This window comes from Streptomyces sp. NPDC048269, from assembly GCF_040652395.1.
Lineage (GTDB): Bacteria > Actinomycetota > Actinomycetes > Streptomycetales > Streptomycetaceae > Streptomyces.
This window is the reverse complement of the sequence record NZ_JBEZLW010000007.1, coordinates 1-22627: the sequence shown is the minus strand read 5'-3', so window position 1 is coordinate 22627 and position 22627 is coordinate 1. Positions and strand designations below refer to the sequence as shown.

The window sequence follows — 22627 nt, the reverse complement described above, 5'->3', positions numbered from 1 at the left end:
CCGTTCACCACCAGGAGCAGCGCATGAGCCAGGTCGCACACCTCAAGGAGCTGGGCGGGCTGCCCGCCTTCGACTTCCCGGGCACGGACGTCGAGGGCGACGTCGAGCTGCCCGAGGCCGGCGCCGTGGCCTGGCGGGTCAGGGGCGACGAGCACGAGACCGAGGAGACCTGGAGCGAGGCCTTCGCCCGCTTCACGGCCGCCGTCGACACCCGGCAGGTCCGCTCCCTGAGCGTGGGCGTCTGGGAGGAGTCGTACGAGACCTCCAGCGCCGACATCGTGAGCACCCTGGTGGCGGCCGCCGCGGACTTCCCGCTCCTGCGCGCCCTGTTCATCGGTGACATCGAAGGCGAGGAGTGCGAAATCTCCTGGATCCAGCAGGCGGACGTCACTCCGCTGCTGGAGACGTTCCAGGGCCTGCGCGAGTTCGGCGTGCGCGGCGGTGAGGGGCTGGTCCTCACGCCCGTCAAGCACCCGGAACTGCGGCGGCTGGTGGTCGAGACGGGCGGGCTGCCCCGGGAGGTGGTGCGGGGCATCGCCGCGAGCGACCTGCCCGCCCTGGAGTTCCTCGACCTGTGGCTCGGCACGTCCGAGTACGGCGCGGACACCGAGCCGGAGGACCTGGAGCCGATCCTCTCGGGTGCGCGGCTGCCGGCCCTGCGCCATCTCGCCCTGCGCAACAGCGAGATCCAGGACGCGGTCGCCGTCGCCGTGGCGGGCGCGCCGGTGGTGGCCCGGCTGGAGACCCTGGACCTGTCGATGGGCATCCTCACCGACGAGGGCGCCGCCGCCCTGCTCGCGGGCCGGCCGCTCACCCACCTGCACCGCCTCGACCTGGACCACCACTTCATCGGCGTCGAGCTCCAGGAGCGGCTGCGCGCCGCTCTGGAGCCGCACGGCGTGGAGCTCACCCTCGGCCCGGGCGAGCAGGACGAGTACGACGGGGAGACCTACCGGTACGTCGCGGTGTCGGAGTGACGCGACCGTCCCTCGCGGTCGTCGGCGTTCCGGGCGGCCGCCGTGTGGCGCTCTTCCAGGACGCCGTCCGCGCCGCCGGGCTCCCGGCCGCCCGGGTGGTGCCCTGGCGGGAAGTGCTGACCGGCGCGGCCCGGTTCCGGCCGGGCGAGACCGTACGGATCGACTCGCCGGGCGAGGACCCGGAGGTCGACCGGCTGCTGCGGGGGACGGCCGACCCCACCCGGGTGGAGGGGACCGGCCGCTGGTACCGCCGGTTCACCGGGGCCGTGGAGGCGCTGGCCGCCGACGTCGCGGCGGCCGGCGGACGGCTGCTCACCACCCCGGGGGACCTGGCCGTGCTGTTCGACAAGCGGCTGACCCACCACGTCCTGGAGACGGCGGGAGTCCCGGTGCCGGCCTCGCCGACCTCCGGCCCCGCCGCGGCCCCGGTGCGCGGCTGGGTGGACGTCCGGGAGGTGCTCGCGCGGCCGGGGCTGCGCCGGGTGTTCGTGAAGCCGGCCCACGGCTCCTCGGCTTCCGGGGTCCTCGCCCTCGAATCCGGGGCCGGCGGCCGCGTCCGGGCGACCACCTCGGTGGAGCGGTCCGCCTCCGGCTGCCTGCACAACTCGCTGCGGGTGCGCCGGTACGAGGACGAGGGCGCGGTCGGCGCGATCGTCGACGCGCTCGCCCCCGACGGCCTGCACATCGAGCGCTGGCTGCCGAAGGCCTCGCAGGACGGCCGCCCGGCCGATCTGCGGGTCGTGGTCATCGGCGGCCGGGCCACGCACGCGGTGGTCCGCACCGCGTCCGGGCCTATGACCAACCTCCACCTCGGCGGCGCCCGCGGCGACCTCGACGCCGCCGTAGCCGCCGTGGAGGCGGCGGGCGCCAGCTGGACCGAGGACGCCCTCGCCGTCTGCGAGCGCGCGGCGGCCGCCTTCCCCGGCACCCTGTGCGTGGGCGTGGACCTGCTCCCGGCCACCGGCTGGCGGCGGTTCGCCGTCGGCGAGGTCAACGCCTTCGGGGACCTGCTGCCCCGTCTCACCGGGCTGCCCGGCACGCCCGCCGCGGGCCTCGACACCTACGCGGCCCAACTGGCCGCGGTACACGCATCCGCACGACAGGAACACCATGCACCCGTCCCCGCCCGCCCCTGACATGAACGAGGTCGTCGGCCGCGACGACCTGCTGCTCGTCACCCTCGACACCCTGCGCTTCGACGTCGCCGCCCGGCTGGCGGCCGAGGGCCGGATCCCGCACCTCGCGGCGCACCTGCCCGGCGGCGTCTGGGAGCGGCGGCACGCGCCCGGCAGCTTCACCTACGCCTCTCATCAGGCGATGTTCGCGGGTTTCCTCCCCACGCCCGCCGGGCCCGGGCCGCATCCGCGGCTGTTCGCCGCCCGGTTCGGGGGCAGTGAGACCACGGCCGGGCGCACCTGGGTGTTCGACACCCCGGACCTGGTCTCGGGACTGGCCGGGGCCGGGTACCGGACGGTGTGCGTGGGCGGGGTCGGCTTCTTCAACAAGCAGGCCGCGCTGGGTTCCGTACTGCCGGGGATGTTCCAGGACAGCCACTGGGAGCCGGAGTTCGGGGTGCCCTCGCCGACGTCCTTCGAGGCGCAGGTGGCCTGCGCGGAGCGGGTGGTGGCCGGACTGCCGCGGGACCGGCGGCTGTTCCTGTTCGTGAACGTGTCGGCGCTGCACCAGCCCAACTGGTTCCACCTGGCGGGCGCGACGGCGGAAGCCGGGGACTCGTGGGAGACGCATGCGGCGGCGCTGGTGTACGTGGACCGCCACATCGGCCGGCTGTTCGACGCGATGAGCGCGCGGCGCCGCTGCTTCGCGATCGTCTGCTCGGACCACGGCACGACCTACGGCGACGACGGGTACACCGGGCACCGGCTGGCCCACGAGGCGGTCTGGACGGTCCCGTACGCGCAGTTCTTCCTGGAGCCGAAGGAGGCCGTGCGATGAGCGTGTTCCCCACCCCGTACGAGAGTTACGTCTACGCGTACCCGCACAAGACGGCGTACCGCGCGCTGACCGGGCGGCCCGCGCTGCGCGAGCTGTGGCTGGAGCAGCCCAAGCACGCGCTCTCCCTCTACCTGCACGTCCCGTTCTGCGAGGTGCGCTGCGGGTTCTGCAACCTCTTCACCCGGATCGGCGCACCCGACGGGCTGACCACGGCGTACCTCGACGCGCTGGAGCGGCAGGCGACGGCGGTCCGCGAGGCGCTCGGCCCGGACGAGCCGGTGCGGTACGCGGCGGCCGCCTTCGGAGGCGGGACCCCGACCTTTCTGACCGCGTCCGAGCTGGAACGGCTCTGCGACATCGCGGAGAAGAGCGCGGGCGCCGATCTGCGGGCGGTCCCGCTGTCGGTGGAGGCCTCGCCCTCCACCGCGACCGCGGACCGCCTCGCCGTGCTCGCCGACCGGGGCACGACGCGGCTGAGCCTGGGCGTGCAGAGCTTCGTGGCCGAGGAGGCGCGTACGGCTGTCCGGCCGCAGAAGCGTGCGGAGGTGGAGGCGGCCCTGTCCCGGATCCGGGACGCGGCGATCCCGGTCCTGAACATCGACCTGATCTACGGGATCGACGGCCAGACCGAGGACAGCTGGCGGTACTCGCTGGACGCCGCGCTGGCCTGGGAACCGGAGGAGCTGTACCTGTATCCGTTGTACGTGCGGCCCCTGACGGGCCTGGGGCGCCGGTCGGACGAGCCCACGGCGGAGTGGGACGAGCAGCGGCTGCGGCTCTACCGGGCCGGCCGGGACCATCTGCTGGCCGCCGGGTACGAGCAGGTGTCGATGCGGATGTTCCGCCGCTCCGGGGCCCCGGCGGCGGGCGCCGGCGACTACGCCTGCCAGACGGACGGCATGGTGGGTCTGGGCTGCGGGGCCCGCTCGTACACCGCCGAGCTGCACTACTCCTTCGACTACGCGGTGGACATGCGGGAGATCCGGGGCATCGTCGACGACTATGTGGGGCGGTCCGAGGCCGACTTCGCGCGGGCGGAGTACGGCCGGTGGATCGACGCCGACGAGGCGCGGCGGCGGCACCTGCTCCAGTCCCTGCTGCAGGCGGAAGGCATGGCGGTGGCGGAGTACCGGGAGCGGTTCGGCAGCGGTCCGTGGGAGGACTTCCCGGCGGAGCTGGCGGCCTTCGCGGAGCGCGGATGGCTCGCGGAGGCACCGGACCTGATGTGCCTCACCCCGGAGGGCCTGGCGCATTCGGACGCGGTGGGTCCCGCGCTGTTCTCGGCGGAGGTACGGGCCGCGATGGCCGCGTACGAGCGCAAGTGACGGGCCCGGGGGCCGCGTCACCGGCCATGGACCTGACGCTCCTTTACCGGGGTCCGCTGGCGTCCTGCGACTACGACTGCCCGTACTGCCCGTTCGCCAAGCGGCGCGACAGCCGGGCGCAGCTGACCGCGGACCGGGCGGCGCTGGAACGGTTCGCGGCCTGGGCGGCGGGGAACACGGCCGACCGTCTGTCGGTGCTCTTCACCCCGTGGGGCGAGGGTCTGGTCCGCTCCTGGTACCGGCGCGCGCTGGTGGAGCTGTCGCACCTGCCGCACGTCCGCCGCGTCGCGATCCAGACCAACCTGAGCGGCCGCGTCGGGTGGACCGCCGAGGCCGATCCGGACACGCTCGCGCTGTGGTGCACGTACCACCCGGGGCAGACCCCGTACGACCGCTTCCTCGGGCGGTGCCGGGAGCTGGCTGCCGGCGGGATCCGGTTCAGCGTGGGCGTGGTCGGGCTGCCGGAGCACCTCGGGGAGGCCCGGCGGCTGCGCGCGGAGCTCCCGGCGGAGGTGTACCTGTGGGTGAACGCGGCGGAGGGCCGTACGTACACCGACGCGGAAGCGGCGGGCTGGACGGCGCTGGACCCGCTCTTCGCGTACAGCCGCCACCCGCACCGTTCGGCGGGGCTGCCCTGCCGCACCGGCGAGTCGGTGATCTCGGTGGACGGCGACGGCACGGTCCGCCGCTGCCATTTCGTGAAGGCGGAGCTCGGCAACCTGTACGACGGCTCGTACCGGGCTGCCCTGCGGCCGCGCGGCTGTCCGCTCACCGTCTGCGACTGCCACATCGGCTACGTCCACCTGGAGACGCTGCCGCTCTACGACGTCTTCGCGGGCGGCGTCCTGGAGCGGATCCCGGCATCCGGCAAAGCGGAGGGAAATTCTTCGGCGGGGGCGCTGCGGTTCCCGCACCTGCCGCTCGTGCAGCGTTAACACGGTCTTTACGTCGCGGACCGGGGCCGACGGGGCCCCGGACGACGGAATCCGCAGGTGAACAGCTATTGACCTGCGGATCTCGCAGGGATTGCATGTCGGCCCGGGAGCCACGGAACCACTTTGCTCACCACCGCCCCGGAGGCGATACCGCTCCCGCGCTCATTCACCGCACCTGCCGATCGGAACCCCGCACCGATGACTGACACGATCAGCGCACCACAGGCCCTGTCCCCCGCCACCGGGCCCGTCCCGCAGAAGCTCAAGCGTTCCATAGGCGTCGTGGGCGGAACGCTGCTCACGCTCTCGTGCGTGACGCCCGCCTCGACCCTCTTCGTCGTCGTGCCCGACCTGTTCTCCAGCCTCGGCACCTGGACCGCCCTCACCATCGCGATCGGCTCGCTGCTCTGCATCGGCGTCGCCTTCTGCTACTCGGAGCTGGGCACGCTGATCCCCAGCGCGGGCGGCGAGTACGCGATGGTCTCCACGCTGGCCGGCCGGCTGGCGGGCTGGCTGGTGTTCGTCCTCTCCCTGCTGGTCGTCATGATCGTGCCGCCCGTGATCGCCATGGGCACCGCCGACTACCTCGCCCCGGTGATCGACATCCCGGCGCCGGTCGCGGGCGGCGGCGTCATGCTGCTCGCCACCCTCGCCGGTCTCCTCGACCTGCGGGCAAACGCCTGGATCACCGGCATCTTCCTCGTCCTCGAGGTCGTCGCCGCCGCCATGGTCGCCGTACTCGGCTTCGCGCACGGCGAGCGGGGCGCCGACGCCCTCGTGCACGGCGCGGTCGCCGCCGAGGGCGGCGGCACGTCCACCGTCACCGCGATGATGGTCGTGTCCGGGCTCGCCATCGCCCTGTTCATCACCCAGGGGTTCTCGACCGCCGTCTACCTCTCGGAGGAGCTGGAGAACCCGCGGCGCAACGTCGCCCGTACCGTGCTGGCCACGCTCGCCATCTCCACCGCCGTCATCCTGATCCCGGTCATCGCCATCACCATGGGCGCCCCGGACCTGGACGCGCTCGCCGCGGGCGACCTCGGCGGGATGGTGACCGCCTGGTCCAACTCGGCCGTCGGCACCTTCGTGAGCCTGTGCGTCGCCCTCGCCATCGTCAACGCGGGCATCGTCATGGTCATCCAGAACTCCCGGGTGCTGTTCGCCTCCGCCCGTGACAAGGCCTGGCCCCAGCCCGTCAACAACGCCCTGTCCAAGCTCGGCCGCTTCGGCTCGCCGTGGGTGGCCACCCTGGTCGTCGGTGTCCCGGGCGCGGCGATGTGCTTCGTCAACCTCGACACCCTGTACGGGGTCACCGGAGTCTCGGTGACCGGCATGTACCTGCTGGTGGCGGTGGCCGCGCTGTTCAGCCGGCGCGGGGCGCACCGCGACGCGGCCGCCTGGCGGATGCCGCTGTGGCCGGCCGTGCCGGTCGTGCTGATCGCCGTACTCGCGTACATCCTGACCCAGCAGGAGACCCAGTACCTGCTGTGGACGGGCGGGATCACCGCCGCGGCCACCGTGTACTGGGCGCTGTACCTGCGGCCGCGGCGTGAGACGCGCTGGCTGGTCAGCATCCCGGAGGACGGTGAGGGTGCCGGCGCGTAGGCTGCGGCCGCCGGTCAGCCGCCGACGCTGACGGCCTCGCCCCGGGCCAGGGTGAGCGCGGTGTTGATCAGGCCGACGTGGCTGAAGGCCTGGGGGAAGTTGCCGAGTTGGCGCCCGGCGATGGGGTCGTACTCCTCGGCGAGCAGCCCGACGTCGTTGCACACCGTCAGCAGCCGCTCGAACAGGGTCCGGGCCTCCTTCTCCCGCCCCGTCATGTAGAGGGCGTCGGCCAGCCAGAACGAGCAGGCCAGGAAGGCCCCTTCGTCGCCGGGCAGACCGTCGACGGAGGGGCCTTCGGTCGTGTAGCGACGGACCAGGCCGCTGCGGCCGAGTTCCTCGCGGACCGCGTCGACGGTGCCGATGACGCGGGGGTCGTCGGGCGGCAGGAAGCCGACCCGGGGAATCAGCAAGGTCGCCGCGTCGAGCTCGCTGGAGCCGTAGTACTGGGTGAAGGTGCCCCGCTCGGGGTCGTAGCCCTTCTCGCACACGTCGCGGTGCACTTCGTCCCTTATGGCCCGCCAGCGGTCGAGTTCGCCGGCCATCAGGGGGTCGCGTTCCAGAGTGCGCACGGCCCGGTCGGCGGCGACCCAGGCCATCACCTTGGAGTGCACGAAGTGGCGGCGCGGGCCGCGCACCTCCCACAGCCCCTCGTCGGGCCGGTGCCAGTTGCGCTCCAGGAAGTCGAGCAGGGCGAGCTGGATCTTCCAGGCGTGGTGCTCGGAGGCGAGCCCGGAGGACCGCGCCAGGTACAGGGAGTCGATGACTTCGCCGTACACGTCGAGCTGGAGCTGGTCGACGGCCGCGTTGCCCACGCGCACGGGGGCGGAGGAGGCGTAGCCGCGCAGCCAGGGCAGCTCGGTCTCGGGGATCCGGCGCTCGCCGGCGATCCCGTACATGATCTGGAGGTCGGCGGGGTCTCCGGCGACCGCGCGCAGCAGCCAGGCCCGCCAGGCGCGGGCCTCGTCCTGGAATCCGGTGGCGAGGAGCGAGCCGAGGGTGAGGGTGGAGTCCCGGAGCCAGCAGTAGCGGTAGTCCCAGTTGCGGACCCCGCCGATCTCCTCGGGGAGGGAGGTGGTGGCCGCGGCGAGGATGCCGCCGGTCGGGGCGTAGGTGAGGGCCTTGAGGGTGATCAGGGAGCGGGTGACCGCTTCCCGGTAGGGACCCTCGTAGCGGCACTGGGAGGCCCATTCCCGCCAGTCGGCGAGGCTCTGCTCCAGCGCCGTGTACGGGTCGACGGGCTCGGGGCGCGGGTCGTGCGAGGCGTGCCAGGTGAGGACGAAGGCGACGCGCTCCCCGGCGGCGACGGTGAACTCGGAGCGGGTGCTGTTGGCCTCGCCCCACGTGTGCACGGGCGGCTCGCTGCGGAACCAGGCGGAGTCGGGCCCGGCGACGGCGACGCGATGGCCGTCGGTGCGGCGGACCCAGGGGACGACGTGGCCGTAGTCGAAGCGCAGGCGCAGGGTGCTGCGTACGGTCACCTCGCCGGACACGCCTTCGACGATCCGCATCACGTCGGGTGAGACGTCGCGTTGCGGCATGAAGTCGATGACCTTGATCGTGCCGTCCCCGGTCTCCCAGTACGACTCCAACACCAACGAACCGTCCACGTAGGCACGGCGGGTGCACCGCTCAGCGTCCTCGGCGGAGGCCGGGGCGATGCGCCAATGGCCGTTCTCCTCGTCGCCGAGGAGCTTGGCGAAGCAGGCCCCCGAGTCGAAGCGCGGCAGGCACAGCCAGTCGATGGACCCGTCGCGGCCGACCAGTCCACTGGTCATCAGGTCGCCGATGAGTGCGTAGTCTTCGATGGGTTGTGTCATTCGTGCGCTCTTCCCGCGAATGCCCGGGGCCAATCAGCACGGGCCCCGGGCGCTCTCGTGCGGCGCCGGGCAGGCCTACTTGCGCACGAGGAGCAGCGCGCCGGCGAGGACCACGCCGAGGGTGACGGCGAGGGCGCCGTGGGCGAGTCGGTGGCTGCGCAGCACGGGCAGGAGGCGGTCGACGGCGTACCGGCCGGGGCCGGTGAGGGCCAGGGCCGCGGCGCCCGCGGTCAGCAGCAGTTCGTACTCGATGCCCTCGGGGGCGAAGAAGGATCCGGCGCCGTGGACGGCGATGGCGTTGATGAGGGTGCCGACGACGGCCGCGCCGGCGAGCGGGGTGAGCAGGCCGACTGCGAGCCCGAGGCCGCCGAGGGTCTCGGTCAGGCCGGCGAGGACGGCCATGGCGTCGCCCGCGGGGTAGCCGCTGGCGGTGAAGAACTGTCCGGTGCCGCTGATGCCGCCGCCTCCGAACCAGCCGAAGAGCTTCTGGGAGCCGTGGGCGGCCATGGTCAGGCCGAGGACGAGGCGCAGGAGCAGCAGGCCGGTGTCGTGTGCCGGGGTCGAGAGTGCCGGGGCGGCGGTGGCGGCCGGGGCGGCGGCCTGCGACGTCGTCGTGGCGACGGCGGGGCTGGTCATCGGGGGGTTCCTTCCGGTCGTGCGGTCCGAGAGGGGGGACAGGGCTGCTCAGGGCTGTTCAGGGTTGTTCAAATTCGAACCGCAGGCCTCCGACCCTAACCATTGATTCAAATTCGAACAACCCGTGTAGGCTGGGGCCATGTCTGAGACGAGATGGCTGGACGACCGCGAGATGCGGGCCTGGAGCGGATTCCTGGCCGCCTCGGCCCTGGTGAACCGGCGCCTCGACCAGCAGCTGAAGGACGAATCGGGCCTCTCGCACCCCCAGTACGAGATCCTCGTGCGGCTCGCCGCGGCCCCCGGCCACGAGCTGCGGATGACCGAACTGGCCAACGGCCTGATCAACTCCAAGAGCGGACTGACCTACCAGATCACCCAGATGGAGAAGGCCGGGCTGGTCCGCCGCCGCAGCTGCCCCTCCGACGTGCGCGGCGTCTTCGCCGTCCTCACCGAGGCCGGCCGCGCCCGGCTGGACGAGGCGGCGCCCGGGCACGTGGCGACGGTCCGGGAGGTCCTCGTCGACGTCCTGACCCCTGAACAGCTCGACGCGCTCGCCGATGGGCTGGGCGAGGTCGGCCGACGGCTGCGCGAGCAGGGCGCCTGAGCGGCGATAGAGGGCCGACGGGGCGGGTATAGGGGCGAAATGGACGCAAAGTTCTGGCTCACGCTCGCCGTGGTCGCAGCGGCCGGGCTCGCGGTCGCCGCGGCGGTGCTGCTCGTACGGGTCGTCAAGGCGCGGCGCCTGCTCCTCGACGCCGGGATCCCCCTGCGCGACAAGGCCCTGTTCTGGGTCGCCGTGATCTACACCGTCTCGCCGGTGGACCTGATCCCGGACCCGGTGTACCTCGACGACATCGGGGTCCTGCTGCTGGCCCTGCGCTCGCTGCAGGCGGCAGCGGCGGCGGCGACCCGGCCCGCGAAGACCTGACGCGCGGAGCGGTCGGACGTGACGTACCGGCCGACGAAGGGTCGTGGATTTGCCGTCCGGTCCTCGACGGGGAAGCCGGCCGGGGGCGGAGCCGGACCGCCTGGATGCCCTGCCGGGCACCCGCGGTTCGGGTCACCGCACGCCGCGGGTCCGGAACTGGACGCTGATGCGCGGGCCGACGGCCCGCGCCGACTTGGGCACCGCGTGCTCCATCGTCCGCTGGCAGGAGCCCCCCATGACGACGAGGTCGCCGTGGCCGAGGGGCAGCCGCAACAGCGTGGCCCCGCCGTCGCGGGGACGGAAGGCGAGATCGCGGGGGTCACCGACGGAGACGATCGCGACCATGGTGTCCTCGGTGGACGAACGGCCGGTCCGGTCGCCGTGCCAGGCCACGCTGTCGCGGCCGTCGCGGTAGAGGCACAGCCCCGCGGTGGCGAAGGGCTCCCCGAGCTCGGCGGCGTAGTGCCGCGAGAGCGCCTCACGGGCCTCGGTCAGAGCGGCGTGCGGGAGGTCCTCGCCGTCACCGTAGAAGGCGAGCAGCCGGGGCACCTCGACCTCGCGCTCGTACATCTGCCGCCGCTCGGCGCGCCAGGGCACGTCGGCGGCCAGCCGCTCGAAGAGAGCGTCGGAGCCGGTCAGCCAGCCGGGGAGGTGGTCGACCCAGGCCCCGGCACCGAGCGCGGTGCGCCGCAGGCCCGCGAGCGACCCGAGCCGGATCTCGTCTCCCTGGTCGAAGAGGGAACCCTGAAGGCCCTGGGCTGCGTGCATGACACCAGCCTAACCCCATTCATCGAACATCTGCACGAATATGTACGAGGCGCCACGTCAGCCCCGTACGATGCTGCGCACGTTCTCGATGCTTCCGCAGTCCGCGGCCAGCTGCCGCTCCCGCTCCCGCAGGAAGGCGGCTCCCAGCTCGGCCCTGCGCTCGTCCGGGACGTTCTCCCGGGCGCCGTTGAGGATCGTCCGCTCCTCCTCGTCGACGTGGTGGGAGATGGCCTTCACCAGGTCCTCCAGCCGCGCGTCCCATTCGTCGGAGCCCACCTCGTCCACTTCGAGCAGCGCCAGCAGCGCCTCGTTGCCCTCGGTATGCTCCTCGACCCCGTGTTCCACCTCGTCGTTGTCGACGTCCTTGAAACGCTTCAGGGCGCCGTACACCTCGGCTTCCTCCGCCTCGCCGTGCGCGATGAGCAGCGCCGAGAACTCCGCGAGCGCGGCGGCCCGGTCCGCTTCCACGCTCCGCATCCGACGGAAGAGCTCTTCCATGGTGCGGTGGTCCTTCAGGATCACCGCGACGACGTCCTGGTCTTGCTCCTTGGCCATTCCGGTTTCCTCCTCTGCTGGGGGTTGCGGTCATCTTGCGCGTGCTCGCTGGGGCAGGATCCAAACGCCCCGGCCTGCGCCGCGTGTCAGAAGGTGACGTCCCCGGCGCTCGCGACGTCCGCCGCCATGTTGGTCTGCATCAAGCGCAGGGCGGCTTCCGCCAGGTCCTCGTGGATGTGGGCGACGGCGTCCCGGACGACCGTGACGCGGAGGTGGCGGATGTGCGCGTCGAGGGCGGAGTACAGCACGCACTGTTCGGTGACCTGACCGCAGAGGAGGAGCCGGCCGACGCCGAGTTCCGCCAGGAGGTAGGCCAGCGGGGTCTCGTAGAAGATCGAGTGCCGGGCCTTGACGACGAACAGCGAGTCCTCGTCGGGCCTGATCGGGGCGACGAGAGCGGCGTGCGGGCTCGCGAGGGCCATGTCGAGGATCTCGCCGTGGTGTGAGCGCCACAGCCCGAAGTTGTCGTTCACGTAGATGACGGGGACCTCCCGCATCCGGGCGCGCTTGAGCAGCCTCTCGATGCCGGGCAGGGCCTGGTGGGCCGAGGGAAGCAGCAGTTCCGCGTCGGCGTGGTCATATGTGTTGATCATGTCGATGACGACGACGGCACTGTCGGTCATTCTCCTCGCGCCTCCTGCCCCTCTCGCCCCTCCCCTCTGCGACCCCCTCGGCGGCTAGCCCGCGGCGAGCGGGGCGGTGTCCATCCCCGCCCCGGCCCGCAGGCCGGCCAGGAACTCCTCGAACGCCTCGACCGAGGTACGGCGCGGCGTCCAGCCGAGTTCCTCCCGGGCACGGGAGCAGTCCAGCAGCGGCAGGCGCAGCACCGCGTCGAACAGGTCGGGCGAGGCCGGGACCAGGCGCAGCCGCCAGGCGGCGGAGAGCACCGCCCGGACCGGACCGACGGGCATCGGCAGGGACCGCGCGTCGAAGACGCCGGCCAGGGCGGCGGCGTCCAGTGGCGGTCCGGCAGCCAGGTTGAAGGCCCCGCGGACCGGGCGGGCGACGGCCGCGCAGTAGGCGGCGGCCACGTCGTCGGTGTGCAGGGCCTGGAAGCGCAGGCCGGGCAGGTCGGGCACGGCGGGGATCAGGCCGGGCCGGACGAGCCGGCCGGGCAGCAGCCGGCCGGCGAAGATGCGGCGCTGCTCGGAGGCCGACTCCCGTTTGAAGAGGAAGGCGGGCCGCATCCGCACCACGCGGATGCCGGGATGGGCTTGCTCGTAGGCGTCGAGGACCCGCTCCAGGTAGGCCTTCTCCCGCGTGTACGCGGCCTGCGGCCAGCCGTGCGTCGGCCAGGACTCGTCCACCGCGCCGTCCTTGGGGCCGGGTGAGTACGCGCCGACCGAGGAGGCGTGCACGAGGACGGGCACGCCCGCGGCGGCCACGGCGTCGAAGACACGGACGCCGCCCAGCACGTTGGTGCGCCAGGTCTCCGCCGGCCGGTGGGTGGGCTGGAACTTCCAGGCGAGGTGGATCACCGCGTCCGCGCCCGTGAGGAGCGGTACGAGATCGGCTCCACCCGGCTCGATGTCCGCGGCCTGCCACTCGGTCTTCGGGGGCCGCCAGTCGGGCACGCGCCGGGCCAGGCCGAGGACGGACCTCACGGCCGGGTCCTCGGAGAGGGCCCGCACCACGCTGGTTCCGACGTTTCCCGTGGCTCCGACGACCACGACGCGGATGCCGTCGCCGCCAAGGCCGGCGGGGCGGTCCGTAGGGCTCAGGTGGTCGGATGTCATCGTGTCGCTCCTGTCCGCAGTCCGCGCACGCCCCTATCCGAAGGGGCTGCTGTCGAGGTGGCCCAGCAGGTCGGCGGGGTGCTCGTACACGGCGCGGGCCCCGGCCTCTTCGAGGTCGCGCCTCGGGATGCCGCCGCACAGCAGCCCCACGCAGGTGACGTCGGCGCGGGTGGCCGCCTTCATGTCCCACACCGTGTCACCCACGAACACGGCGTCGCGCGCGGACGCGCCGGCGAGGCCGAGGGCGTGGTGCACCGGATCGGGAGCCGGCTTGCCCTGCTCCACGTCGTCGGAGCTCGCGGTCGCGGTGATGGCGTCGTCGGCGTCGATGGCCCGCCTGAGCGCGTCCAGTTCGGTGTCCTTCGCGGAGGTCACGAGCACGACCCGCCAGCCCCGCCGGGCGAGTTCGCGCAGCAGCTCCGCCGCCGAGTCCAGCCGGGGCAGCCGGTCGAAGTACGTGCCGTACAGGGTGTCGTGCGCGGCGCTGAGCGTGTCGTCCTCGCCCGTGTCACGGTCCTCGCCGAGCAGGTGGGCGAGCAGATCGTCGCCCGGCAGTCCGATCGCGCGGTGGATGTCGTGCATCGCGACCTGGTGGCCGCCCTGCCGCAGCGCCTCCCACCAGGAAGTGACGTGCAGGTGATTGGTGTCGGCGAGGGTGCCGTCGACGTCGAACAGCGCGGCCCGGTTCATGTGCGCCCTCTCTGCTGTGTGACTGGCTGTGTGCTCGGCTGGTGGTCCGGACATCACGGGGGGCGCCTACCCGGTGCTCCGCGCGGCATTCCACAGCTTTGCGCCAGACCGGACGGGTTTGGGCGGAACCAGACGGGTTAGGCGCACTCCGTGAACCGTCATCCCGCGGAAGCGCCGGAGGGAGTTCCGCCGCCCGACGGGCTGGGCCCGCCGGTGCCGGACGACGGCGTGCTGCCGAGGGACCACACGCAGGCGATCCTGGAAACCACGAAACACGTGGCGACCCTGCTCAAGCGGTCCGGGCAGCCTTTCGCCCTCGCCGGAAGCGTGGCCGCCTTCGCTCACGGCCTGCCCGCCCGTTTCCAGCACGACACCGACTTCTGCGTCCGGCCGGAGGACGCCGACGCAGTGGTCGAGGCACTGGAGGACGGTGGCATCGCGATGCGTCGCGCCCCGGAGGACTGGCTGGTCAAGGGCAGGTCCGGCGGCGAGGAGATCGACCTGATCTTCGAGCTCGCCCGGCGGCCGGTCAGCACCGCGCTGCTGGACCGGTCGAGCGTCAAGGCGGTCGACTCGGTGTGGATGCCGGTCCTCGCGCCCACCGACCTGATGGACGCCCGCCTCGCCGCGCTCTGCGAGCACTACTGCGATTTCGGCGACCTGCTGCCCATGGCCCGGATGCTGCGGGAGCAGATCGACTGGGACCGGCTGGACCTGGACCACCGCGAGGCCCCGCTGCCCGACACCTTCCTGTACCTGCTCGAACGCCTCCACGTCATCGTCCGGCACACCCGCCCGGCGGGATCGGAGGGAACCCCGTGACCTCCACCGAGCTCATCGAGTACCGCATCGAGCACCTGCGCGACCGGCTGGCGCGCGAGGAGCTCGCCGAACTGGGCGTACGGATCGAGCTGCGCGGCTCCCGCGTCGTCATCTGGGGAAGCGTCGCCGATCCGGACTGCCGGTCCACGCTGCTGCGCATCGCCGGGGAAGAGCTCTCGGACGTGCCCTGGCAGGTGGACCTCACCGTGAGCCGTAGCGGCCCACCCGACCACTCCGAGGAGCTCTCGTGATCCGCGTCGCCGCCGTCGGGGACATCCACCTCGGCCCGGGCAGCGCCGGGCTGCTCCGGCCGGCCTTCGACACCCTCGGCTCCTGCGCCGACCTGCTGCTCCTGGCCGGTGACCTGACCCGGCACGGCACTCCCGAAGAGGCCCGGGTCGTGGCCGGCGAGGTGAGCGGGCTGCCGGTGCCCGTGGTCGCCGTACTCGGCAACCACGACTACCAGAGCGACCAGGAGAAGGCCGTCACCCGGGAACTGACGGCGGGCGGCGTGCACGTCCTGGAAGGCGACGGCGTCCTGCTCGACATCGGCGGTACGCGGGTCGGCGTCGCCGGGACCAAGGGCTTCGGCGGAGGCTTCGCCGGACGCAGCGCCAGCGAGTTCGGCGAACCGGAGATGAAGGCCTTCATCCGCTACACCCGGTCCTGCGCCACGGGTCTCGGCCGAGCCCTGCGCGAGCTCCGCGACCAGGGCGCCACACTGCGCATCGCGCTCACCCACTACGCGCCCGTACCGGACACCCTGGCGGGCGAGCCTCCGGAGATCCACCCCTTCCTCGGCAGCTACCTCCTCGCCGAGGCGATCGACGGGGAGGGGGCGGACCTCGCCGTCCACGGGCACGCCCACCTGGGCACGGAGCACGGCATGACGGCGGGCGGGGTCCGCGTGCGCAACGTCGCCATGCCCGTCATCGACCAGGCCTTCGCCGTCTACCACCTGTCCCCCGGTCTCCCTCCCGACGAAGGAGGGACGGCCGGGCCCCCGCCACCGCCGCTCCACCACCACCCGGGAGGCACACCGTGACCGCACACGTCCTCGCCGACCGCACGGCCCCGCCACTGCTCGGCATCTACCTCAACGACCACCTGACCGGAGCCGCCGCGGGCGTCGAACTCCTGCGCCGCGCGGCGCGCCATCAGCGCGGCACGCCCCGCGGGCCCCGGTTGGCCTCGCTGGCCGAAGAAGTCGAGCAGGACCGTGAGCAGTTGCGCGCACTCATGACGGAACTCGGCATCCCCGTGATGCGCAGCAGAATTGCCCTGGGCTGGCTGGCCGAGAAGGCGGGACGGCTCAAGCTGAACGGCCGGATCGTCTCCCGCTCGCCGCTCAGCGACGTACTGGAACTGGAGGCCATGAGGCTGGGCGTCGAGGGCAAGGCGTCCTGCTGGCGCTCCCTGCGCTCCCTGGCCGGCGCCGACCCCCGGATCGACCTCGGCCGCGTGGACGAACTGCTGCGCCGGGCGACGGAACAGGCCCGCGTCCTGGAGTCCCTGCGCACCGAGCGCGCCGCCCAGGTCTTCAGGGCGGACGCGGAGCGCAGGTCACAGGCGTCGGTGTCCTAGCCAGAGTTCCCTCAGGTGCCCTGGCCCGAGTTCCCTCAGAGTTCCCGAAGGGCGGGCAGCAGCTTCGTCTCCGCCCAGCCGAGGAAGGCTTCCTGGGAGTCGCCGCCGATCTGGACCAGGGCGATCTCGGTGAATCCGGCCTCGGCGTAGGGGCGTACCGCCTCCACGAAGGCGTCCACGTCCTCGCCGCACGGTACGGCGTCCGCGACGTCCTCGGGCCGGGTGTGCGCGGAGGCCTGGGCGAAACTCGCCGGGCCCGGGAGTTCGGCGTTGACCGGCCAGCCGCCCAGTGCCCAGCGGAACTGCTCGTGGGCCCGCGCCACCGCCGCGTCGCGGTCGGTGTCGTAGCAGACGGGGAGCTGGCCGACGCGCGGCTTGCCCGTGCCGCCGTACGCGTCGAACGCCGTCAGCAGCTCGCGTTCCGGCTCGGTGGCGATCACGAGGTCTCCGTGCCGGCCCGCGAGCTCGCACGAACGGTCTCCCGAGACGGCGATGCCGATCGGGGGCGGCTCGTCGGGGAGGTCCCAGAGCTTGGCGTTCTCGACGTCGAAGTGGGGACCGTGGTGGCTGACGTACTCGCCGCCGAAGAGGGAACGGATGATCCCCACGGCCTCCTCCAGCATCTCCAGGCGGACGTGCGCTGCGGGCCAGCCCCCTCCGACGATGTGCTCGTTGAGGTTCTCGCCGGAGCCGAGGCCCAGCCGGAAGCGCCCTCCGGACAGGAGCTGCATCGTGGCCGCCTTCTGCGCGATCACGGCGGGGTGGTAGCGGAACGTCGGGCAGGTCACGAAGGTCATCAGCGGGATGTCCCGGGTGGCCTGCGCGGCCGCGCCCAGCACGCTCCACGCGTAGGGGGCGTGCCCTTGGGCGTCCAGCCAGGGGAAGGAGTGGTCCGAGATGACGGAGAAGTCGAATCCCGCCCGCTCGGCGCCCACCACATGGGCCACCAGTTCCCGCGGCCCGGCCTGTTCGGTCATCATCGTGTATCCGATTCGCACCATGGTGGGCGCCTTGCCGCGATCGCTCCGTTGAAACACGCCCGCCCCGAACGCGCCCGTCCGTAAGGCGGCGGTTCAGGCCGGGTGGCCCGCCTCCAGGTCGCGTACGTCTTCCAAGCGGAGCGGCGCGGGCACGGCCCCCTCGGCCGGCGGACACCGCTCGGCGGGCGACAGGACGAACCCGACGTGATCGCCGTGCCCGGTGCCTCCGGCGCCCCCGGTGCGTCCCTCCACGCGGCCGGTGAACCAGGCGGGCACGTCCGTCAGGACCGGGCTGCCCTCCCGGCCCGGGCGCCATTCGACCCGCGCGAACTTGTCCACCCTGTCGCCGCACTCGCCGCCGAAGAGCTCCGCCAGCGCCCGCTGATCGCGGCCGAGCAGGTGCACGGTGAGGTACGGCGCTTCGCGCGCGACCCGGTAGGTGTGGTTCGCGGTCGACAGCCAGACGACGAACCGCGGCGGGTGGATCGAGCACTGCGAGGCGAACCCCACCAGGCAGCCCGCCCGCTCACCGCCGGCCGCGGCCGTGACCACGTACATCGGGCCGTCGAACGCCTCGGTGAAGGGATCCGGCTCGGTCACGGCGCCTCCTCGTGGTGCGGGTGCTCCCAGTACCCCCCACGGGCGGCTACCCCGCACCTCGGCGCGGAACCGCGCGGCAGCCGGGGTACTGGGGGCATCATCCCGGCGCGCCGCCCGCCGCACCGGCTCCCCAGGCTGTAGGGCAAGGGGTGCAGGGGCGGCGGCGAGGCTTCGGGAGGACGGATGACGTCGGTGGACCGTTCACCGGGAGAGGCGCCGCCCGACGACCGGACCGCGCCCAGGACCGAACGGCGGGCCGGCCAGGGCTCCGCCGTCCTGGGGTGGCTGTCGACCACCGACCACAAGGTGATCGGCAACCTCTACCTGGTGACGGCCTTCTGCTTCTTCCTCTTCGCCGGTGTGCTGGCCTTGGTGATGCGGGCCGAACTCGCCCGCCCCGGGCTCCAGATCGTTTCGAACCAGCAGTACAACGAGGCGTTCACGATCCACGCCACGATCATGATGCTGCTGTTCGCGACGCCGACCTTCACCGGCTTCGCCAACGCGGTCATGCCCCTCCAGATCGGCGCACCCGATGTCGCCTTCCCCCGGCTGAACGCGTTCACCTATTGGGTGTACCTGTTCGGGGGCCTGATGGTGGTCTCCAGCCTGCTGACCGCCGACGGGGCGGCGGCGTTCGGATGGTTCGCCTACGCGCCGCTGAACAGCACCGCCTACTCCCCGGGAACCGGCCCGGACCTGTGGGCCATGGGGCTGGCGGTGTCGGGACTCAGCACGATCCTGGGTTCGGTCAACTTCATCACCACCATCGTCTGTCTGCGCGCACCGGGCATGACCTTGTTCCGGATGCCGATCTTCACCTGGAACGTGCTCTTCACGTCGATCCTGGCGCTGCTGGCCTTTCCGGTGCTCACGGCGGCGCTGCTGGTCCTGGAGGCGGACAGGAAGTTCGGCGCGCACGTGTTCGACGCGTCCAACGGCGGCGCCCTGCTGTGGCAGCACCTGTTCTGGTTCTTCGGGCATCCGGAGGTCTACATCGTGGCGCTGCCGTTCTTCGGGGTGGTGAGCGAGATCCTCCCCGTCTTCAGCCGGAAGCCGATGTTCGGGTACGCGTCGCTGATCGGCGCCACGATCGCCATCACCGGCCTGTCGGCGACCGTGTGGGCGCACCACATGTTCGCGACGGGAGCCGTGCTCCTGCCCTTCTTCTCCCTGCTGTCCTTCCTGATCGCCGTCCCCACGGGCGTGAAGTTCTTCAACTGGATCGGGACGATGTGGAACGGGTCGCTCTCCTTCGAGACACCGATGCTGTGGTCCATCGGCTTCCTCGTCACCTTTCTGCTGGGCGGTCTGACGGGCGTGCTGGTGGCGTCGCCGCCGCTGGACTTCCATCTGACGGACAGCTATTTCGTCGTCGCCCATCTCCACTACGTGCTGTTCGGCACGATCGTGTTCGCCACTTTCGGCGGCTTCTACTTCTGGTGGCCGAAGCTGACGGGACGGATGCTGGACGAGCGGCTCGGCAGGATCCACTTCTGGACGCTGTTCATCGGCTTCCAGACCACCTTCCTGGTCCAGCACTGGCTGGGCGAGGCCGGGATGCCGCGCCGCTACGCCGACTACCTCGCGAGCGACGGTTTCACCCTTCTCAACACCGTCTCCACCATCGGTTCCTTCCTGCTCGGCCTCTCGACGCTGCCCTTCCTCTACAACGTCTGGAAGACCCACCGTTACGGCGAGCGGGTCACCGTCGACGACCCGTGGGGATGGGGCCGCTCCCTGGAGTGGGCCACGAGCTGCCCGCCTCCGCGGCACAACTTCCACGACCTGCCCCGGATCCGTTCGGAATCCCCGGCCTTCGACCTGCACCATCCGGAGGTGCCCAGTGAACGAGTTCCGAGTGGGAGAGGTGCCCGGTGAAAGGTGAGGCCTGGCTCTTCACCGGCACCGCCCTGTTCTTCGCGGCGACCGCCGTCGTCTACGGCTGGTTCTCGCGCGAGCCCGCGGGCACGGCGGCGCTCTGCGTCTCCTTCGTCATGGCGGGCCTCGTATCCGCCTTCCTCTGGCGCCAGTACCGGCGCGGCGGGGAGCGACCGGAGGACCGCCGGGAGGCCGAGGTGCGGGAGGCCGGCGACCGCCGCGCGTTCTTCCCCGCCCGCAGCCACTCTCCCGTACTGGCGGCGGCGGGCACTGCGTTGATCGGTCTCGGCGTGGTCCAGGGCCTGTGGCTGTGCCTCATCGGGTTCGGCGTGCTGCTGCCCGGGGTCCTGGGGTTCGCCTTCCAGAACCTGGGCCACGAGGAGTAGCCCGGGGCCGGGTGCTTCAGCCGTCCTCGGCGGACTCCCGTACGTCCGGTCCGGCGGTGGTCGCGGCGATCTTCCGGTGCTGTTCGGGGGTGGTCGGGTAGGCGACCCGGTCCTGGTAGTACCAGGCGCTGATCGCCGACCGCGTCCTGTCCAGTCGGCGTCGCAGGCCGCTGCCCTCGGGGGCGCCGGCCGGCTCCAGCGGCTCGGGCCGCTCCCTGGCCAGTACGGCGTACCGTTCGGTCGCCGTGAGGGCCCGGTGCTGCGGCTCGAAGCCGCCCTCGACGCCCTGGCGCACCAGGCCGGACGCCTCCCCCTCGGTCAGCAGCCGGCGCTCGCGCGACTGGAGAGCCAGGCACAGCCGCCTGGTGAGCCAGAAGACGGCCGCAGGCACGGCGAAGAAGGCGACGCGCAGCGTCCAGGTCAGCGCGTGCACGGGCACGTCGAAGACGAAGGCGAGGATGTCCTGGGCGCCTGCGAGGAGCAGCACGGCGTACCAGGAGAGGGCGGCCACGCCCAGGCCGGTACGGACGGGGCGGTCACGCGGGCGGTCGCACAGGTGCCGTTCCCCCGTCGCGCCGGTGATCCAGCGCTCGAAGAAGGGGTAGGCGTAGAGGAGCGCGAAGAGCAGACCCGGCAGGAGAACGGCGGTCACCAGGGGGTTCCACATGATCGTGTGCCCCCACAGGCGGGTTTCCACGCCGGGCATCAGCCGCAGGGCGCCTTCGAGGAAGCCGACGTACCAGTCGGGCTGGGAGCCGGTGGAGACCACGTCGGCGCGGTAGGGGCCGTAGGTCCAGATGGGGTTGATCTGCGCGAGGGCGCCCAGGGCCGCGAGCATGCCGAAGACGGTGAAGAAGAGCCCGGCGGACTTGGCCATGTACTGAGGGAGGAACGGCTGGCCGACGACGTTGCGTCCGCTCCTGCCGGGTCCCGGCCAGTGGGTGTGCTTCAGGACCACGACGAGGAGGATGTGCACCGTGATCAGCCCCAGCAGCAGGCCGGGGACCAGCAGGATGTGCACGGGGTAGAGCCGGGGCACGATGTCGTCGCCGGGGTACTGCCCGCCGAAGACGAAGAAGCTCAGGTAGGTGCCGAGGAGCGGGATCGACAGCATGATGCCCTGGGCGATCCGCAGCCCGGTGCCCGACAGCAGGTCATCGGGGAGCGAGTACCCCGCGAAGCCCTCCAGCAGCGCCAGCATGAACAGGGTCACGCCCAGCAGCCAGTTGACCTCGCGCGGGCGGCGGAAGGCGCCGGTCAGGAACACCCTCATCATGTGCGCCCCGATGGCGGCGACGAAGACCAGGGCCGCCCAGTGGTGGATCTGACGGATCAGCAGCCCGCCCCGCACGTCGAAACTGATCCGCAGGGTGGAGAGGTAGGCCTGGGACATCAGCACGCCTTGCAGCGGGCGGTACGACCCCTCGTACGGCGTCTCCCGCATCGAGGGGTCGAAGAAGAAGGTCAGGTACACGCCGGTCAGCAGGAGCACGACGAAGCTGTACAGGGCCAGCTCGCCGAGCAGGAAGGACCAGTGGTCGGGGAACACCTTGCGCATGCCCGTCCGGAGGAGTTCGGAGAGCGGCAGCCGTGCGTCGAGGCCCTCGGCCCCCCGCGCCACCGCACGCCGCGCCCTGCTCCTCGGCCGCGCATTCCGCTTCGAACCGGGCACCGGCACGCACCTCCTGTCCGGACCCTCGCCCCCGGGTCGGGCGAGTCATCCGGACTGCACACAAAACTACCGATCGCCATGATTCGCTATCAATTCAGACACGGAGTCGTCGGCTTCCGGAAATGGGGGCGGGAAGTCCTCGCCCGGCCGGCACCCGTCCGCCGATCCGTCGATCCGCCTGAAGAGGTGTCCGCAGAGATGTTGGGACGACTTGCCCCAGTTTGGCGCGGCCGCAGGTCAGGACCATCCTGGGGCATCGAGGTCAGCAAACTCCCAGCATGAGCTACGGAACGGCCCGCGAGGTATCCAAGGCCGTGCCTCGCCGGACGCACCGGCCCCGCCATGGCGTCTGAGGTACCGTCACGGACTTGCTCGAAAAGCGGGCGGATCCTCTTGCCCAGCCGCTTGGATAAGAAACAAATAAGAATCGAATGCATGCCCTCGGTGCTGTCGGGCAGATGGTGCTCCGGAGGTTGATAACTATGGTTCCCCTGCTTCTCGTTCTCCTGCTGGTTCTGATCCTCTTCGGCGCGGGCTTCGCGGTGAAGATCCTCTGGTGGGTGGCTATCGCAGTCCTGGTCCTGTGGCTGATCGGATTTGTCGCCCGCCCGAAGGGTGGTAGCGGCCGCTGGTACCGCTGGTAGCCGATCGACAAACGCGCAGTTCAGATGCTGCATGGCGGTGGCCTGCCGCCCCCTTGGGAAGGCCCCGCTGGGCAGGTGCCGTGACCCCCGACATGCCCTTCGAAGTCATGGCCCACCACGCGGTCGACTTCTG

At 72.0% G+C, this 22627-nt stretch carries 25 protein-coding genes; 15 read left to right on the top strand and 10 right to left on the bottom strand.

Annotated elements, in window-relative coordinates; genetic code table 11:
* Nucleotides 1–23: 23 nt before the first annotated feature.
* The 6 genes from AB0D48_RS10265 (at nt 24) to AB0D48_RS10240 (ending at nt 6795) form a co-directional block, all read left to right on the top strand.
* The gene (locus AB0D48_RS10265; protein ID WP_362393157.1) at nt 24–977 is read left to right on the top strand and encodes an STM4015 family protein; all 954 of its coding nucleotides are present in this window, start codon (nt 24–26) and stop codon (nt 975–977) included.
* Nucleotides 974–2113, top strand: coding sequence for an STM4014 family protein (locus AB0D48_RS10260; RefSeq protein ID WP_362393154.1), 1140 nt, complete (start codon nt 974–976; stop codon nt 2111–2113). Before AB0D48_RS10265 ends, AB0D48_RS10260 begins: the two co-directional genes overlap by 4 nt.
* A gap of 1 nt (nt 2114) precedes the next feature.
* Nucleotides 2115–2930 (top strand): STM4013/SEN3800 family hydrolase, encoded by an 816-nt coding sequence (locus AB0D48_RS10255; RefSeq protein WP_362393763.1) that lies wholly within the window; start codon nt 2115–2117, stop codon nt 2928–2930.
* On the top strand, nt 2927–4255 hold the full coding sequence (locus tag AB0D48_RS10250) for an STM4012 family radical SAM protein (protein WP_362393151.1): 1329 nt from the start codon (nt 2927–2929) through the stop codon (nt 4253–4255). The genes AB0D48_RS10255 and AB0D48_RS10250 overlap by 4 nt, the downstream gene beginning before the upstream one ends.
* A 26-nt stretch (nt 4256–4281) precedes the next feature.
* Nucleotides 4282–5190 carry an STM4011 family radical SAM protein gene (locus tag AB0D48_RS10245; protein WP_362393148.1) on the top strand — a complete coding sequence of 303 codons (909 nt, stop codon included), beginning with the start codon at nt 4282–4284 and terminating at the stop codon, nt 5188–5190.
* A gap of 198 nt (nt 5191–5388) precedes the next feature.
* The gene (locus AB0D48_RS10240) at nt 5389–6795 is read left to right on the top strand and encodes an APC family permease (protein ID WP_362393145.1); all 1407 of its coding nucleotides are present in this window, start codon (nt 5389–5391) and stop codon (nt 6793–6795) included.
* A gap of 14 nt (nt 6796–6809) precedes the next feature.
* On the opposite strand, the gene AB0D48_RS10235 is transcribed toward AB0D48_RS10240, so the two are convergent.
* Both AB0D48_RS10235 and AB0D48_RS10230 read right to left on the bottom strand, forming a co-directional pair.
* The gene (locus tag AB0D48_RS10235; protein WP_362393142.1) at nt 6810–8612 is read right to left on the bottom strand and encodes a glycoside hydrolase family 15 protein; all 1803 of its coding nucleotides are present in this window, start codon (nt 8610–8612) and stop codon (nt 6810–6812) included.
* A gap of 75 nt (nt 8613–8687) precedes the next feature.
* Nucleotides 8688–9248: a DoxX family membrane protein gene (locus AB0D48_RS10230; protein ID WP_362393139.1), complete on the bottom strand. Its 561-nt coding sequence runs from the start codon at nt 9246–9248 to the stop codon at nt 8688–8690.
* Between the two features lie 139 nt (nt 9249–9387).
* Here AB0D48_RS10230 and AB0D48_RS10225 point away from each other — a divergent pair, with 139 nt between their 5' ends.
* Together AB0D48_RS10225 and AB0D48_RS10220 are read left to right on the top strand one after the other, a co-directional pair.
* On the top strand, nt 9388–9852 hold the full coding sequence (locus AB0D48_RS10225; RefSeq protein ID WP_362393136.1) for a MarR family transcriptional regulator: 465 nt from the start codon (nt 9388–9390) through the stop codon (nt 9850–9852).
* A gap of 39 nt (nt 9853–9891) precedes the next feature.
* Nucleotides 9892–10176, top strand: coding sequence for a YkvA family protein (locus AB0D48_RS10220; RefSeq protein WP_362393133.1), 285 nt, complete (start codon nt 9892–9894; stop codon nt 10174–10176).
* A gap of 132 nt (nt 10177–10308) precedes the next feature.
* Here AB0D48_RS10220 and AB0D48_RS10215 read toward each other — a convergent pair whose 3' ends face one another.
* The 5 genes from AB0D48_RS10215 to AB0D48_RS10195 form a co-directional block, all read right to left on the bottom strand.
* Entirely contained in the window at nt 10309–10944 is a 636-nt protein-coding gene (locus AB0D48_RS10215) for an alpha-ketoglutarate-dependent dioxygenase AlkB (protein ID WP_362393130.1), read from the bottom strand.
* A 57-nt stretch (nt 10945–11001) separates the two neighbouring features.
* Nucleotides 11002–11499, bottom strand: coding sequence for a hemerythrin domain-containing protein (locus tag AB0D48_RS10210; protein ID WP_362393127.1), 498 nt, complete (start codon nt 11497–11499; stop codon nt 11002–11004).
* Between the two features lie 86 nt (nt 11500–11585).
* Complete coding sequence (locus AB0D48_RS10205) at nt 11586–12122, bottom strand: isochorismatase family cysteine hydrolase (protein WP_362393124.1); 537 nt, start codon at nt 12120–12122, stop codon at nt 11586–11588.
* Between the two features lie 54 nt (nt 12123–12176).
* Nucleotides 12177–13235 (bottom strand): NAD-dependent epimerase/dehydratase family protein, encoded by a 1059-nt coding sequence (locus tag AB0D48_RS10200; RefSeq protein WP_362393121.1) that lies wholly within the window; start codon nt 13233–13235, stop codon nt 12177–12179.
* Between the two features lie 33 nt (nt 13236–13268).
* Nucleotides 13269–13925 (bottom strand): HAD family hydrolase, encoded by a 657-nt coding sequence (locus AB0D48_RS10195; RefSeq protein ID WP_362393118.1) that lies wholly within the window; start codon nt 13923–13925, stop codon nt 13269–13271.
* A gap of 150 nt (nt 13926–14075) precedes the next feature.
* Here AB0D48_RS10195 and AB0D48_RS10190 point away from each other — a divergent pair, with 150 nt between their 5' ends.
* From AB0D48_RS10190 to AB0D48_RS10175, 4 genes are read left to right on the top strand one after another with little or no spacing between them, the layout of a single operon-like run.
* On the top strand, nt 14076–14747 hold the full coding sequence (locus tag AB0D48_RS10190; RefSeq protein WP_362393115.1) for a nucleotidyltransferase family protein: 672 nt from the start codon (nt 14076–14078) through the stop codon (nt 14745–14747).
* The gene (locus tag AB0D48_RS10185; protein ID WP_362393112.1) at nt 14744–14998 is read left to right on the top strand and encodes a hypothetical protein; all 255 of its coding nucleotides are present in this window, start codon (nt 14744–14746) and stop codon (nt 14996–14998) included. The genes AB0D48_RS10190 and AB0D48_RS10185 overlap by 4 nt, the downstream gene beginning before the upstream one ends.
* Nucleotides 14995–15792 carry a metallophosphoesterase gene (locus AB0D48_RS10180; RefSeq protein WP_362393109.1) on the top strand — a complete coding sequence of 266 codons (798 nt, stop codon included), beginning with the start codon at nt 14995–14997 and terminating at the stop codon, nt 15790–15792. The genes AB0D48_RS10185 and AB0D48_RS10180 overlap by 4 nt, the downstream gene beginning before the upstream one ends.
* On the top strand, nt 15789–16331 hold the full coding sequence (locus tag AB0D48_RS10175) for a hypothetical protein (RefSeq protein ID WP_362393106.1): 543 nt from the start codon (nt 15789–15791) through the stop codon (nt 16329–16331). The genes AB0D48_RS10180 and AB0D48_RS10175 overlap by 4 nt, the downstream gene beginning before the upstream one ends.
* A gap of 35 nt (nt 16332–16366) precedes the next feature.
* Here the strand turns inward: AB0D48_RS10175 and AB0D48_RS10170 are convergent, their stop codons facing one another.
* Both AB0D48_RS10170 and AB0D48_RS10165 read right to left on the bottom strand, forming a co-directional pair.
* Complete coding sequence (locus tag AB0D48_RS10170) at nt 16367–17332, bottom strand: LLM class F420-dependent oxidoreductase (RefSeq protein WP_362393103.1); 966 nt, start codon at nt 17330–17332, stop codon at nt 16367–16369.
* A 72-nt stretch (nt 17333–17404) separates the two neighbouring features.
* Complete coding sequence (locus AB0D48_RS10165; protein ID WP_362393100.1) at nt 17405–17911, bottom strand: flavin reductase family protein; 507 nt, start codon at nt 17909–17911, stop codon at nt 17405–17407.
* Between the two features lie 183 nt (nt 17912–18094).
* Here AB0D48_RS10165 and ctaD point away from each other — a divergent pair, with 183 nt between their 5' ends.
* Together ctaD and AB0D48_RS10155 are read left to right on the top strand one after the other, a co-directional pair.
* Nucleotides 18095–19792, top strand: coding sequence for a cytochrome c oxidase subunit I (gene ctaD / locus AB0D48_RS10160; RefSeq protein ID WP_362393097.1), 1698 nt, complete (start codon nt 18095–18097; stop codon nt 19790–19792).
* Complete coding sequence (locus AB0D48_RS10155) at nt 19789–20178, top strand: cytochrome c oxidase subunit 4 (RefSeq protein WP_362393094.1); 390 nt, start codon at nt 19789–19791, stop codon at nt 20176–20178. Before ctaD ends, AB0D48_RS10155 begins: the two co-directional genes overlap by 4 nt.
* Before the next feature lie 16 nt (nt 20179–20194).
* Here AB0D48_RS10155 and AB0D48_RS10150 read toward each other — a convergent pair whose 3' ends face one another.
* The gene (locus AB0D48_RS10150; RefSeq protein WP_362393760.1) at nt 20195–21736 is read right to left on the bottom strand and encodes a ubiquinol-cytochrome c reductase cytochrome b subunit; all 1542 of its coding nucleotides are present in this window, start codon (nt 21734–21736) and stop codon (nt 20195–20197) included.
* 572 nt (nt 21737–22308) lie between these two features.
* On the opposite strand from AB0D48_RS10150, the gene AB0D48_RS10145 reads away from it, so the two are divergent.
* Nucleotides 22309–22494 (top strand): hydrophobic protein, encoded by a 186-nt coding sequence (locus AB0D48_RS10145; RefSeq protein WP_351073668.1) that lies wholly within the window; start codon nt 22309–22311, stop codon nt 22492–22494.
* Nucleotides 22495–22627 lie beyond the last annotated feature (133 nt).